The 15,236-nt window shown below is 40.4% G+C and carries 8 protein-coding genes; 5 read left to right on the top strand and 3 right to left on the bottom strand.

The features are described from left to right. Positions 1 to 2: 2 nt before the first annotated feature. The gene (locus tag L0668_RS17560; RefSeq protein ID WP_235314034.1) at positions 3 to 707 is read right to left on the bottom strand and encodes an ABC transporter ATP-binding protein; all 705 of its coding nucleotides are present in this window, start codon (positions 705 to 707) and stop codon (positions 3 to 5) included. Positions 708 to 741: 34 nt separating this feature from the next. Between L0668_RS17560 and L0668_RS17555 the strand changes: the two genes are divergently transcribed. Together L0668_RS17555 and L0668_RS17550 are read left to right on the top strand one after the other, a co-directional pair. Beyond that, the gene (locus L0668_RS17555; protein ID WP_268820434.1) at positions 742 to 1,380 is read left to right on the top strand and encodes an arylesterase; all 639 of its coding nucleotides are present in this window, start codon (positions 742 to 744) and stop codon (positions 1,378 to 1,380) included. An 88-nt stretch (positions 1,381 to 1,468) separates the two neighbouring features. Then, the gene (locus tag L0668_RS17550; protein ID WP_235314032.1) at positions 1,469 to 1,648 is read left to right on the top strand and encodes a hypothetical protein; all 180 of its coding nucleotides are present in this window, start codon (positions 1,469 to 1,471) and stop codon (positions 1,646 to 1,648) included. Between the two features lie 93 nt (positions 1,649 to 1,741). On the opposite strand, the gene L0668_RS17545 is transcribed toward L0668_RS17550, so the two are convergent. Then, positions 1,742 to 5,953 (bottom strand): alpha-1,6-glucosidase domain-containing protein, encoded by a 4,212-nt coding sequence (locus L0668_RS17545; RefSeq protein ID WP_235314031.1) that lies wholly within the window; start codon positions 5,951 to 5,953, stop codon positions 1,742 to 1,744. Between the two features lie 183 nt (positions 5,954 to 6,136). After that, positions 6,137 to 8,281, bottom strand: coding sequence for a hypothetical protein (locus L0668_RS17540; protein ID WP_235314030.1), 2,145 nt, complete (start codon positions 8,279 to 8,281; stop codon positions 6,137 to 6,139). Positions 8,282 to 8,796: 515 nt separating this feature from the next. On the opposite strand from L0668_RS17540, the gene L0668_RS17535 reads away from it, so the two are divergent. The 3 genes from L0668_RS17535 (at position 8,797) to L0668_RS17525 (ending at position 15,194) form a co-directional block, all read left to right on the top strand. Beyond that, positions 8,797 to 11,793, top strand: a complete 2,997-nt coding sequence (locus L0668_RS17535) for a TonB-dependent receptor (protein WP_235314029.1) — start codon at positions 8,797 to 8,799, stop codon at positions 11,791 to 11,793. Between the two features lie 165 nt (positions 11,794 to 11,958). Continuing rightward, the gene (locus L0668_RS17530) at positions 11,959 to 13,485 is read left to right on the top strand and encodes a tryptophan halogenase family protein (RefSeq protein ID WP_235314028.1); all 1,527 of its coding nucleotides are present in this window, start codon (positions 11,959 to 11,961) and stop codon (positions 13,483 to 13,485) included. Positions 13,486 to 13,493: 8 nt separating this feature from the next. Further along, on the top strand, positions 13,494 to 15,194 hold the full coding sequence (locus L0668_RS17525; RefSeq protein WP_235314027.1) for a CRTAC1 family protein: 1,701 nt from the start codon (positions 13,494 to 13,496) through the stop codon (positions 15,192 to 15,194). Positions 15,195 to 15,236: the final 42 nt, after the last annotated feature.

The raw sequence follows: 15,236 nt of genomic DNA, 5'->3' as shown, positions 1-15,236 counted from the left end.
AATTAACCTGCATTCACAGCTTGCTCTAGCTGCTCAGATTCAGTAGTTATCTCTGTTAACACGCCAGCTTGCATGTGTAATTGCCTTTCGCATTTATCGGCTAATTCTTGATCATGGGTGACTAATACCAAGGTGGTATTGGAATTTTGATTCAATTCAAATAACAGTTTTTCAATCTTTTCACTATTTACTGCATCTAAGTTTCCTGTTGGTTCATCGGCAAATAAGATTTTAGGCTCTGAAATAAAGGCCCTTGCGATAGCCACCCTTTGCTGCTCTCCACCAGATAACTGGTTAGGATAATGATCAGCTCTGTGCTCTAACCCAACTTTATGCAAAATATCTAACGCTCGTTGTTTTGCATCACTGTGGCCAGCTATTTCCGCCGGTAACATAATATTTTCGATTGCAGTTAAGCTTTGCACCAACATAAAACTTTGAAAAATAAAGCCGACTTTAGCACCTCTAAGCTGTGCTCTTTGTTCTTCGTCCATAGAGTGCATACCTTGGTTATCCAAGTATATTTCACCATCACTGACTTCATCTAAGCCAGCAAGCAAACTCAACAAAGTAGATTTACCGGAACCCGACGCACCCACTATGGCAACCGACTCACCCGCCTTGACATCAAAACTAATTGGTTGGAGGATCTGAAGTTCACCTTGGGTCGTATTAACTATTTTACTGATACCCTTTGTACTAATCATATTTGTATTATTTATAAGTTCTGGAGTCATAGTGTTGTTTATTAATACCCAATCGTTGCTAAATAAAGTTAAATTACTAGTATTTGTTATACCCTTGTTACTGATTTCGGATCACTTACAAGCCAAACAAACAAAATTATTGATCTTAGGTGATAGCCTAAGCGCAGCTTACGGTCTAAAGCAAGAGCAAGGATGGGTAAGTTTGTTACAAGATGCGTGGAAAGATAAACCAATCACACTTATTAATGCCGCCATTAGTGGTGAAACCACAGACGGCGCGTTAGCTAGATTACCCAGGTTACTTAAGCAACATCAACCTACCCACATATTTGTAGAGTTGGGGGGGAACGATGGATTACAAGGTCATCCAGTGAATAAAATGGCTGATAACCTTAAATCTATTGTCCTTTTATCTAAAAAAAGTGGCGTAGAGGTCATCCTGCAAGAAATGCAGATCCCCACCAATTATGGCAAGCGATACACACGTATGTTTACCGATACCTATACCAGTTTGGCTACCGAGCTTAATGTAACATTAATTCCTTTTTTCTTACAAAACATAGCCTTAGACGATAATTTAATGCAAAACGACGGTATACATCCTAATGCCTTGGCCCAGCCAATTATAGCTAATGACATGCAAACTAGGTTAGAAGCTATTATCTCACTATAAACGAGCAATAATTTTCTCCTAGCAGAATAAATAATAAACAACTAGAATGGTAATTATCAATCCAGTCATTTTTAATTAGGAGAACAGTATGGACGTAGGATCTGCAGGGGCAGGCTCAATTGCTCAAAGTGCACCGACTCAAACCGGTTCGCCACAACAAGTTGTTCAAGCTGAACAACAACAAGAAAAGTTAGAAACCACTGCCACTCAAGAAAATGCACCACAAGAAGGTGAAAGAGTAGGTTCACAGGTTAACATCAGCGTTTAGTCTTCTGCTCATTTTTTTAAAATATAAAGCCAACTTTTAAGTTGGCTTTTTTGTGCTTATTTTCCAGAAGCTCAATTAAATTAACTTAATATTTTATGGCTCACATTGCTGAATAATAAGACTCCCCACCGAACTACCTTGGGATGGGTTTTGTTCATTTAACATAAGTAAAAAACTATAGGTTCCACTGGTTAATACAGTTTGATTATTAGTAGAGCCAGCATCATTATAAGCAACAGGGTATGTCACCCCTACAGCCAAATTCTCAGTTAGAATATTGGAGTCTTCGCCTTGTGCCCATAGTTGGGTCACCCAACTACCATCATCAGAAGCTAACTTAAACTGAAAGTCACCACTAAATTCAGCCACTGCTTGATATCTGTTTTCACCCTTATAGTGCAAACGGAAGGCTTCTTGTGGCTCCCAACCTGAATGACTGCCGCGTACATAAAGATCCCCACCTCCGGTAACACTAAATGGAATAGCATCAGCAGAATCTGTCAAAGCGTCACAGTTTACGGTTGGGCTGATACTACTTATACTTAAGATTGGAGTGGCTTGCGAAGCATCAAGCTTAAAGTGATAGTTGCTCTGCGCCTGTACTTCAAAACTAATATTACCGTCACCATCTTCCGTAGTAGCAATAGAGCCCTCTGCAAATTCAACTTGTGCAAAACCTAAATCTACTATCGAATAATCTTCGGAAGCCAGTTTAAAATTATAGGTTCCAGCAGCAAGTGTATAATCAAGGCTATAAATTCCATCACCTGCATAACTCAAAGTATCATCACTGGTTAAGCCATCATCACCAAAGTTATTCATCGATCCGCGTAAATAAACAGTGGTGTTGCCATATGGTGCAACATCTGGCTTATTGAGAGTTACGTCAGCAGCAAGACCAGTTCCCTGCTCTGAACTTTGTGGTTTCACAAACACAGCCATAGTTAATGCAGGCACTGTAAATGTGCCACTATTTGCATTAGCACTAAAACTAGCAGTTTGTACGATTACATCTGCAGAGTTTTGCTGTGCTGTGTGCAGCTCAAATCCACTGGCAGTTAATATTGTCTGGGACCGCTCAGTGTCTGTTCCGTTAATTACCACCACTACCGCATCATGATTTGGGTCAATATCATCAACACCGATACCATCATCAATACTCATCACAATTAAACCTTGAGTTTGATTGTTACCGGTATTGTGGAACCCCACTCTATCGATCACGTCTTGTCCACTAGGCAATCTGAACAACTTACTAGAATCACGTATGTTGATGAATTCACTAAATACAGCAGCAGACAGCTCAATTTGAGCAGCCATTGGATGGGTTTCACTATTCGCAATTAATTGACCAATGGTAGTCCATTGTCCTTGGTTGTCTTGGCCAAGTGGCAATCCAACGTTCCAATTATTAGTAGTTTTGCTGAAGTCTATATAATTAAACCAATCACCAGCATCATAGGTATTTCTATCCATAGATTTAGACCGAATAAGATCACCACCCATTTGGAAAAATGGAATTCCTTGACTAACAAAGGGCAAACTACCAGCTATATTCTGCACTCTAACTCGATTTTCTAAAGACATATCTGCAGATAAACCATACTGCAACTGATCCCATAAAGTTTCGTTATCATGTTTAGACACATAGTTAATGATATCCGCAGGATCTTTGCCATACGCCGGTTTAGCCGAATAGCTACTGCCAGCTTTAAGATTGCCATTTTTATCTTGCAACATATAGTCAGCTAGAGTTCCGGCAAGTCCAAGGCGAATAATATCTTGATCATTTAGACTACCTGAATCACTGAAAAGTGATGCGCTACGAATTATATCTCGAGGTCTATCATTAAATGTCCCCACTTCACTGCCAGCCATATTGTTCTGGTTAGCTTGTTCGTATCCGTTGTCATTGCGTGTCCAGCCTTCACCGTAAAAGTAGTTATCAGGGTCGATAGCCTGAACAAGCTCTCTAGCACCTAAAATTGATTGTTTGGCATTATTACTCATAATATCAAAACGAAACGCGTCGAACTTATAGGCCTGAGTCCATAACACTAATGAATCGGTCATGAGTTTATCCATCATTCGATGTTCTGGTGCAGTATCTTCACAACACGTATCTTGGAACACGTTACCTGTGGTTAAATCTCGTCTGTGGTAATACCCAGGTACCACTTTATCTAACACTGAGTTATCGAATAAACCTGATGAACTAGTATGGTTGTAAACCACGTCTAGCGACACTCTTAAGCCCATTTCATGCAAAGCTTGATTCATTTCACGCATTTCTAATATGCGGCTAACACCATCTGGGTTAGTTGCATAACTTCCTTCTGGAGCAGAGTAATGCTTAGGGTCATACCCCCAGTTGAAACTATCTAGACCTCGCATAGACTCAAGTAAAGCTTGAGCATCTGAGGTTTCAGGATCGTAACTTTCAAACACAGATAACAATGTTGCTGAAGCACTTTCAACCCCACATACTGGCGCTGTATTGTTTTTGGCGCACAATTCATCAACTGTATTGGTTAAATTAATGGTGTCATTGGGATCCTCTCCAATAGTCGCAATATCGTTAGAGGGTAATAATTGGAAGTAATTTAATCCTGCATCTGCTAATGACTTTAGATGACTTACTGGTAAAGAGTTGTGTTCGGTAAAAGCTAAATACTTACCTCTATTTTCAGCACTAGTACTTTCATCACGGATACTAAAATCCCTAATATGTCCTTCATAGATGATGGCATCTTCTGGATCAGTAAGCTCTGGTGATACGTGGTCATCCCAACCTATAGGCTTTAAATCTTCATCTTCTAAGTTGACAAATTGAGAATATTCCCCATTGGTAGACAAAGAAACTGAATAAGGGTCTGTGGTTTCAAGGGTTACAAAACGTTGATTAATATGATGGTAAACCGTTAGCTCAAAACGATAAAATTGCCTATCAACTGTTTCATCCAGCTCAACAGACCAAATACCAGTATTATTATCAACCTGCATAGCTGTGGTTGATTGCAAGACTTTAGCAGCGTTATAAACCTTTAGATTTACCTGTTGAGCCGTTGGTGCCCAAACGTTTGCCACTATGCCAGATCCCGCATAATCCAAACCTAACAATGCTTCGTCAGCATCATTAGCCGCTTGGGTATATAAAGCGTCTAACACTCTTGGCGTTTGTACGTATGTCGCTGCAAGCACAGTATCTGCAGAGTCATATGCTATTGCCAACAATTTTCCGGTAAGCATTTGTTTAACTTTTGTCGCCGCAGCATCACTAGCAGTAAATGGATCTAACCCGCTATATCTAGGCATATTCAAAGTGTTAGCGGGATGAGTTCCTGCTGAGGGAGAAAACTCAATGAAGTTATCGCCTTCAATCCCTTTCTCGCCGTCATAGCCCATATCATCAGTTGCTGCACTGTAAACTCGAACTTTAGATACGTTTTGAGCTTTTGTATCCCAAAACACAGTGTCAACATCAGCCCAATGAGCGGCAGTATCTGCAATTAAAACGCCCTCTGGATAAAGTGTCGCTTCGGCATATAAATCAGCAATGCCTGACAAAGTCCAAATCATCCGATTGCCGGTTAAGTTGGCGCGGTGATCGAGTCCACCCACATCCTTTTCATCTCCTTTGTGCACAATAAAATTAGCACAAGCAGCAAGCTCAGGACGCAATGTTATGGTCCAGTAGGCACCGTAATTGGGGTCGATACCCGTCTGAGTTTGGCCAGTTGTCCATTCTGTTCCGCCATCAGCCGGAAAATCAGCATAAGCATTGCAATCAGCATTATTCCAAAGGTGCAAAATCCAACCTTGGTAGTTCCCATCAGGGCGGTTGTAATAAATTACTAATTGACTGTCACCTGCGATGGCTACCGGTTGAGGCATACCATTGGAATTATCTTCAATGACTAACGCCAAATTTTCGTTATCACTCGCTGCACTCGGATCGGATACGGTTAACTTAGCATCATAATTTCCAGCTTGGGGATAAGTAACCACTGTATTATTGGTAGTAACACAATTAGAGATATTGATATTTTCTACCCCCGTACCGGGGGCCAAAACACAGGATAAAGTATCACTATTGGAATCAGATACAGTCCACGAAAAGGTCACTTCAAGGGCATTGTTTTCACTAATTTGGCTAGAGAAAGTATCAACTTTAGGTGCACTATTTACTGGTGGTGTTGTGGGAGGAGTGGTTGGTGATGGTGAATTACCACCACCTCCACAAGCAGAAAAAATTAGCCCAACTGTCATCAAACTAAGCGCACTTTTTACTCTGGTGTGCATCATCGGTATTTACCTTTAGTACAAAAATTCTATTTCACTCATGCTAAGGGTTTAATGAAATGTTGAACAGTTGTTACATACGTATTCAAAAAGTTAAATTATGATTAACTGCTTATTTTCAGGCATAAAAAAACCGTGACCTAAGTCACGGTTTTCGATGTATACAATTAAACTTTTAGAATAAAACTATTCCGTTACAAGCTCTACTTTAATAATAGGTGCAGCTGTATCCGTTGCATCTAAAGTAAACTTATATTTACCTGCAGCAGCTAGGTCTAAAGTAATATTTTGAGCAATTCCCTCACCAAACACTAAGGTTTTCGCTGTATCTAATACTAAGGCTTCGTCATCAACGGCCGCACCAAAGTTAGTGGCTTCTGTCCAGTCAGCATCAGCTACTTTAAACTCATAAGAGCTTGCTTCTAGGTCATATACAGAGGTGTAAATATGCATGCCTTCATACACCATGGCAGCGCTATTACTCCACTCATTCATAGTGCCTTTAACGAACATTTCTGTGTCTCCATAAGGCATATAACTGGTTACTGTAATAATTGGCGCAGCAGGATCAGTTGCATCTAAGGTGAATTTAAAGTCACCAGCGGTTTCAACTGTCATGGTTATGTTTTGTGCAATACCTTCACCAAACACTAGCGTTTTTGCCATGTCTAATGCAATCGCTTCGTCATCAACCGCCGCACCAAAATTTGTCGCCTCGGTCCAATCTGCATCTGCTACTTTAAATTCGTAGTCTGTGGCTTCCAGTGAGTATACCGCGCTATAAATATTATCACCTTCATAAACCATAGCTGTGCCGTTACTCCATTCATTCATAGAGCCTTTAACAAACATTTCAGTTGCGCCATAAGGAACCGCATTTACTACGCTCACAATAGGCGCAGCAGTGTCTGTCGCGTCTAAAGTAAACCTGTAAGTGCCAGCTGCGGGAATAGTTAAAGTTATATTTTGTGCAATACCTTCACCAAACACTAAGGTTTTATTGGTATCTAAGGCTAACATTTCATCGCCAGCGGCCGCACCAAAGTTAGTATCTTCAGTCCAATTAGCATCTGCGACTTTAAATTCATAGTCTTGAGCAGTCAGTACTAAATCTGCTGTATAAATATTATCACCTTGATATGTCATAACATCAGTATTCGACCAATCGTTTAAAGTACCTTTTACATACATAACGCGTTTTAGTGGTACTTCAATTACAGTCAACACTGGCATTTCTGCATCCGTTGCATCAAAGGTAAATTGGTAATTAGCATCAACTGGAGCGGTTAAGGTAATATTTTGCCCTACGTCTTCGCCCACAACTAAGGTTTTACCCTCACCTAATACCACAGCTTCTTCACCGGCAGCTGCGCCAAATGACGTAGGTTCAGACCATAAAAGATCAGCCACTTTAAAGCTGTAGTCTTCAGCAGTACCAGTGATATCAGTTGCCATAGTATAAATACCTTCAGCATAGCTAAATACGTATTGAGCTTTAACTTCATCTGAAGCATCTTCACCAAACCAATCGTTAAACGAGCCTTTCAGGTATAGCTCAGCTTCACCAGGCACAAATGTTTCTAACGCAGTTGGATCATCAATACATGCATCGCCAGCTTCGTTTAATACCTGCGGGTCTTCACACACAAGTGTTGCACCACCTGGTACCACTAACGATTCAAAGGTACGAGGGTTCGGAAAAACCGCATCTAAACCTTCTAACAAAAAGAAGCTTTGATTGTCTGGATTGTTAGCAATTTCTGCAATAGCGGTAAATTGTACTTGCACACCTGCGTCAAAGTTATACGGGATCCAATTACCACAGTTTGGATTAGCTTTGATATCCATTACCCAATACACACCAAAATTAGGATCAACACCTACTGGGTCAATGGGTATTCCCCAACTTGTACCAGTGGTTTCGCCGCCAGGAGCATCAAACATAGCCCAAGAAGTACAGGTTGCTTCGTTAAAAGCATGTAATCCCCAGCCTGTATATTCACCGCTCTTAAGGCCATAATAAAGAACAACTTCACCGTCTTTAGGGATATATTCTGGTTCTGGCATAGTGATGCCATTTGCACCGTCTCTCCATGGGCCTGTGTCCATTTCACACAAACCTATATCATTTGGCACTTCAGGGTAATTACAAGGAACAATAACAAGTTCACATGCAGTCCCGTCTTCTGTCAGTGTTTCAGGGGCTTTACAAATAAGTGGGCTAGTAGTGGTGCCAGTTAGTCCTTGTTCGCCTCCACCACATCCGTACAATACTGTGGCCGTAAGCGCCAGCAGTACTGGTGTTAATAATTTTCTTATGTACATAGACATAATTGGTATCTCCAATGTTTTTTACTGAGTCACCAGCTAAATAAAACGCCAGTCACTACGATGGTTATTTCTCTAGTTTTATAAAATAATACTGTCACGTATTCACAAACTATTCCTGGAGTCCCTACCATCTTGCTCGAATTAAATCTTAGTACATTTAAAATCGATGCAGGCGTATTGTTGATGAAATGTAATATGATGTAAATGAAATATAGCCACTATGAATACGTATTCATTTTTGGTCACTTCGCTCAACAAAAAAACGTAAACCATTGATTTTAATTAACTATAGTTATTCTAAACAGTTATTTTTTGAGCTTTTTGTCAGTTCTCAGTGTTAATAAAAGGTTGAATAAACGCCCTAAGCGATTAGCATTAGCCTTGTCACGTTACAGCTAAAACTTCCTAAAATAGATATGGATTGTCTAAATTGTTGCAGACTGGTGAGTCACTTGATTGAGTAATTAATAACCTCCAGAACTGTAAGTTACTAGAACACACTAGGAAAGATTAAAATGAAAAAATTCAAACCGAGCATGATGACACTCAGCCTAATAGCTGCTGGGTTATCTTTGCATTCTGTTTCTGCCTTGGCACAAGAAGTTGATGCCGATGGGAGTGCGAACCAAGACAACGAAATGGAAGTGATTCAGGTTAAGGGATTTAAAGGTAGTGTTATAAAATCCTTAAATACAAAACGCTATGCAGATACTATAGTTGATGCTATTTCGGCAGATGACATTGGTGGCTTGCCTGACGTATCCATTGCAGATGCGTTAACACGTTTACCTGGTGTTACATCTGTAAGACGAGATGGACAATCGAGCGAACTTAATATTCGTGGCTTATCTGGTGGATTTGTTTTATCTACACTTAATGGCCGCGAGCAAGTGTCTTCTTCTGGTGGGCGTTCAGTCGAGTTCGACCAATTTCCAGCTGAATTGATTTCAGCCGCTCAAGTATACAAATCACCAAAAGCGTCATTAATCGAAGGTGGTGTAGCGGGTACAGTAGAACTTAAAACGGCCAACGCCTTAGACAATGACGAAGATCAAAAATTTCGTTTTTCAGCCCACGGCAATGTGAATAATGCTGTTGCTGACAATGAATACCTCGATACCCTAGGTAAAAGGTTAACTGCCTCTTATCAAGCCAAATTTATGGATGACACTGTAGGTGTTTCGGTTGGTGTTGCCTTGATGGAACAGCCGACAATTGCTAACCAATTTATTAGCTTGCAATTCGACGAATACAATCAAGATCCCGATCGAGCGACCCCCATCGACAATTCTTATTCTGCCGAATACGGCGGTATTTACGATGGATTACCTAAACAATTATTTGCCTCAGATGGCTTTGAACTCCACGACCGTGGTGGTGAAGATAGCCGTGAAGCATTAGTTGTGGCTTTAAACTGGGCTCCTCGTGACGACTTACGTTTCCAATTTGATGGTTTTCATTCAGAATTTGATTCAGAAAAATTTGACCGTGGTTTACGTATTGACGGTTTAAGTAGTGTACGTTTAGCCAATCTAGGTTTAGCCCCTAACGCAGGAGTATTAACTAATCCTATATTGGCTGGAGATACCCTAATTGGTGGTACTTTTTCTCGTGACCCAAACAACATGGTTGATGCTCCACCAGCCCTAACCTCACAACGTGGTGGAATTCGGGTACAAACTCAAGCAGATGATGCTACCACAGAAAGTTCAGTATCTTCTTGGGGCTTAAAAGGCGAATGGGACGTGAATGACGAATTAACAGTTGTTGTTGATATCGCCCATTCTGAAGGTGACGAAGACAGTAAAGACAGAGTTATGCGTTTAGCCTACTTTGAAGATGCAAGTTTAGACACGCCAATTATTGACGATAATTTAGTGGTGCAATACCAACTAAATGGCCTTGAGTCACCAACCGTTAGCATCAACCGAGATTTCACTGACATTAACCATATGATGGTTGTCGCCGCTGAAGCTTATCCACGTATTGAATCTAATTCGTCCGATGCAGTCAAAATTGACTTTAAATATGCCCTTGATAATGAGTTTATTAGTTCAATTGAAGGTGGAATACGTTCATCTAAACGAGAGTATTCATTAGAGCGTGGCCGTTTTGTATATGGTGTTTCTGATCAAACATCACGTAGCGGTCAATACATAACTTACGGACAAGATGACGATGGTAACATTATTGAAGCAGAACGTTTTCAACCTTATCAGTTATCTAGTGGAGAAGTCACCACTTCTACCTTAGGTGGCGACTTTGGCAACATGCCACAGTATTTGGCGTTGGATGTGAATCAGATTTTAGATAGTTGGATCCCTAATGTAGATAAAACGCCTAAAACAGATTGGAATAATGCCTGGACGTTAACTCAAAATAACGTAATTGAGGAAAATGTCACTGCAGCCTACATTCAAGCCAATATCGATGCTGAAGTGGGTAATATTCCAGTACGTGGTAATTTTGGTGTTCGTGCGGTTGAAACAGAACAATCAAGTACCGGATTGTTAGATGTAGGCCCAGGTAATGGTGAACCTATCGCTGATGATAACGGCCTAGTTTATGACGGTTATGTGCGTGGTACTGATGGTGTCACTTACACTGACTATCTACCTTCATTAAACTTAACTTTTGAAGTTACTCAAAGCGACTTATTCAGGTTTTCCGCAGCAAAAGTTCTATCGCGACCTGATATGAATGATTTAGCACTTACTGGTGGTGTGAGTGTGAATGAGCGTGAAGGTGGATTATTCTTAGATTATAATAGTGATACTAGCCCGTTTTTGCGTCCGTTTTATGCTAATCAAATTGATTTATCATACGAGCATTATTTCACTGATACAGACGGTGCAATTACGGTAGCACTGTGGAACAAAGATATTACTAACTTTGTTAGCTCTATCACTGAAAGAGATTTTGATTTAGCACAAATAGGTATCGATATTCCGCAGTTATTTGATACCAACGGTGTACCAATTCAATTCCAAGACGGTGATTACACTCACGCTGAAAACAATGGCGAAGGTGGCTACATGCGCGGGATTGAAGTGGCTTACACACAGACCTTCACCTTTTTACCAGGTGCATGGTCTGGGTTAGGTGCCAATGTTAACTGGTCATACACTGACAGTGAAATTACCCAATTATCAGCTGTACCAGGTGAAACTGGCCAAGATGCTCCTCTTGAAGGTTTATCTAATCGGGTATTTAGTGCCACACTTTTCTATGATTATGATGAAAAGTTAAATGCGCGTATTAGTGCCCGTCATCGTGGACCATATTTGAGCCAGCAAATTGCCATTGGTAGTAGCCAATCTGCTTACTTTAATGAAGAAACCATTATCTCAGCCCAGATGTCGTATAACTATAACGATAACCTACAGGCTGTTATGTCAGTTGATAACTTAACCGACGAACCAAACGTGTCTTACTTTGGCCAAACCAATCGTACCGGTACGATCCAATACTTTGGGCGTACTATTTACTTTGGTATTAACTACAACTTATAAAGTCTGACGATAAATAATAAAAGAGCCACGCTAACGTGGCTCTTTTTCCTTTAGCTGTTTTATTATTCACGTATTGTTTTCTAACCAATAATCACTTTTAATTTAAACAATAGATGAATATTAAATCTCCGAAAATTTAGGCTAATAATCATTATTAATAAAATTATGAATGCAGATCTTTCCTCAACACACAAACATATAGTCATACTAGGTGGTGGCACAGCGGGTTGGATGAGCGCAAGCCTGATGATGGCTAAGTGGAAAGATAAGGCGGTAAATATCACCTTAGTAGAATCCCCTGCCATTGGTATTATTGGCGTAGGTGAAGGCTCTACGCCGCAGCTGAAAACATTTTTTGAGCAAATTGGTATTGAAGAAAGTGAATGGATGCCAGCTTGTAATGCCACTTACAAAAATGGCATTACTTTTAAAGGTTGGTCATCTCGTCCAGGATTTAATAGTTACTTCCATCCCTTTGCCTCTCGAATCGATGCGTTTTCAGCCCCAGCCTTTTTTTATAACAGCATGTTTCGTAGAAAAGGTATTTCGGTAGATAGCCACCCTGACCGATTCTATCTATCTGCATATTTAGCCAAACACCATAAATCCCCTATTCCAAACGAAAACTTCCCTTTTCCAATAGGTTACGGATATCACTTTGACTCTGGGTTATTAGGTCAGTTTTTAGCTAAAAAATCGGTACAGGCGGGGGTTAACCATATTCAAGCAAAAGTGCTAGATGTTGGCAAACATGCCAACGGTGATTTGGCGTTTTTGCAACTTGATAATGGCCAACAACTTTCAGCAGACTTTTTTGTGGATTGTTCTGGCTTTAATGGCGAATTAATCCAAAAACACTTAGCAGTGCCCTTTCATAGCTATAAAGATAATTTGTTTAATGACAACGCAGTAACAATAGCTTCCTCTACAGGCGAATCTATAAATTCCCAAACTATTTCAACTACCTTAAAACATGGCTGGGCTTGGGACATTCCATTAACCAATAGAACGGGTAACGGCTACGTTTATAGCTCAGATTATACAAACGCTAACGATGCTGAGTTAGAGCTTAGACAAAAGCTCAATTTAGTAGATTCTGATGTGGAAGCTCGGCATCTAAAAATGAAAGTGGGCCGAGTAGAAAAACATTGGTATCGAAACTGTTTAGCTGTGGGTTTATCTCAAGGATTTATCGAGCCATTAGAAGCCACGGCACTGCACTTTGTGCAAGAAACCATAGAAGGCTTCATACAAGCTTTTGAGCCTGCAAGCTTTTCAACAAAACCCCAAGACACATTTAATCTAAACCTTAATAATCGTTTTGAAGGCATTCGCGACTATATTGTGGCCCATTACCGTTTAAGTTCACGAGATGACACTGACTATTGGCGAGCCAATTCAGAAAACCCAAATATATCTAACACATTAAAAAAGATTGTGAACGCTTGGATGGCTGGCGAAGATTTAAATCAAACCTTTGCCGCAAATGGCAAAAACAGCTTACCTAGCTATTACCCGCCTTTTTCATGGCAATGCCTGTTAGCTGGATATGGGGTATTTCCTGAAAAATTAACGCAAGTTGGGCAAACTGATCCCGCACATAAATATGATCTTGAATATATCGATGATTTTATTCAAAAGTGTGGACTCAATTTTAAAGACCATAAACATTATCTAGAGAATCACCTGTAGTACACATTATGAATACAAATTTACTTCCCTATCTTATTTCACCATTGGTTTTATTTTCATTAGTAAGCTGTGGAGGAGGCTCTAGCAGCTCGCCTGTACAGCCTACATCTCCCCCAGCCGTTACTCCTCCTGCGACAAGAACTGGTGTAGCCGTATTAGTCGAGTCAGTTGATCCTAATGACAATACGTCTCACCAATGCCACTCAGCAAATAACGCCCCAGCAGAGCTCAATTTTGTGGATATCACATCACTTGCAGGAATAAATTATAGCCACTCCATGCCCAATGGTGACGGGATTTTAGAGATGTCTGGCGGTATTGCCGCTGGTGATTTTGATAATGATGGTTGGGTTGATTTATACGCGGTGGGTGGCGATGGTCAGCCCAACTTGTTATTAAAAAACATGGCTGACGGTACATTTTCTGATGTGGCCGAATTTGCAGAGGTGAATCAATTATTTCGCGGAAGTGGTCCTGCATTTGGTGATTTAGATGGTGATGGACGTTTAGATTTGTTTGTTGGCAGTGTGGGTGGTTCGGCACCAAAATTGTTTTTAAGCAGAGCCAACGACAAGTTTTTAGATATTACTCAAAGTTCAGGTTTAGTCTTACCAGGTAACAATTTTGGGGCTACATGGGGCGATTATGATAAAGATGATGATTTGGATTTAGTTATTACCCATTGGAGCTCAGTATCAGAAGAACACTACCCATATTTTTGGCGCAACAATGGAGATAATACCTTTACCGATGTAAGCACTGAGGTCGGGATCACAGAGGTCATGCAACAATTTGGCACCCGCGACAAATCATTCACTCCCAACTTTGCTGACATTAACAACGATGGCTGGCAAGACTTGTTGTTGGTGTCTGATAACCATCGCACCAGAATTTTTATTAACAATAAAGACGGAACCTTCTCTGATACAACTGATAGAGAAATCATTAGCGATAATGCTGGCATGGGCTCGGCAATTGGTGATTACGACAATGATGGCGACATTGATTGGTTTGTCTCTGCCATCACATTTAAAGACGGAGTCACTCACTTTGGGTCACTAACCCCAGGTAACCGGTTATACCAAAATCAAGGGGATGGTACTTTCATTGACAAAACCGATGAAGCTGGTGTTCGGGACGGTTATTGGGGATGGGGAGCTTGTTTTGCTGACTTTGACAATGACACTAATTTAGATATTTTTCATGTAAACGGTATGCAAGGTGAAAATATTGATGAACGCTTTTTAGAAGACCCTTCTCGTTTGTTTATGTCAAATGGTGACGGTACCTTTACCGAATCATCTGAGCAGGCTGGCATTATCGATAACGATATGGGACGTGGGCTAGTGTGTTTTGATTATGATAAAGATGGAGACTTGGATTTGTACGTGGCCAATTATAATCAGCCACCAAAACTGTTTTGTAATTCCGGCAGTATCAATAACTTTGTCAATATAAAACTTCGCGAAAAATCTAAAAATACTCAAGCCCTAGGCGCGCGAATAATTATTACTGCCAATAACACTGAACAAATGCGCGAATTGAGAACCAGTAATAATTATGTTTCACAAAACCCTGTGGAAGCTCACTTTGGCCTAGGCCAAGCAACAAAGTTAACCCAAGTTAAAATCATTTGGCCCGATGGAAAACAAAGTGAATTAACAGACTTAAACATCAACCAATTTATTACCATCACTAGAGATGACTGATAAAATCGCTTTTTGTAAAAGTATTGGATGTGCCTTACTATG

It is taken from the genome of Paraglaciecola algarum (genome assembly GCF_021532655.1).
Lineage (GTDB): Bacteria > Pseudomonadota > Gammaproteobacteria > Enterobacterales > Alteromonadaceae > Paraglaciecola > Paraglaciecola algarum.
The sequence above is the reverse complement of the archived record's forward strand: the minus strand, read 5'-3'. Positions and strand labels throughout refer to the sequence as shown.

What these genes read in the sequence shown, in the direction of transcription:
- L0668_RS17560 (WP_235314034.1), bottom strand. Translation starts at nt 707, where the DNA reads ATGATTAGTACAAAGGGTATCAGTAAAATAGTTAATACGACCCAAGGT.
- L0668_RS17550 (WP_235314032.1), top strand. Translation starts at nt 1,469, where the DNA reads ATGGACGTAGGATCTGCAGGGGCAGGCTCAATTGCTCAAAGTGCACCG.
- L0668_RS17545 (WP_235314031.1), bottom strand. Translation starts at nt 5,953, where the DNA reads ATGATGCACACCAGAGTAAAAAGTGCGCTTAGTTTGATGACAGTTGGG.
- L0668_RS17540 (WP_235314030.1), bottom strand. Translation starts at nt 8,281, where the DNA reads ATGTCTATGTACATAAGAAAATTATTAACACCAGTACTGCTGGCGCTT.
- L0668_RS17535 (WP_235314029.1), top strand. Translation starts at nt 8,797, where the DNA reads ATGAAAAAATTCAAACCGAGCATGATGACACTCAGCCTAATAGCTGCT.
- L0668_RS17530 (WP_235314028.1), top strand. Translation starts at nt 11,959, where the DNA reads ATGAATGCAGATCTTTCCTCAACACACAAACATATAGTCATACTAGGT.
- L0668_RS17525 (WP_235314027.1), top strand. Translation starts at nt 13,494, where the DNA reads ATGAATACAAATTTACTTCCCTATCTTATTTCACCATTGGTTTTATTT.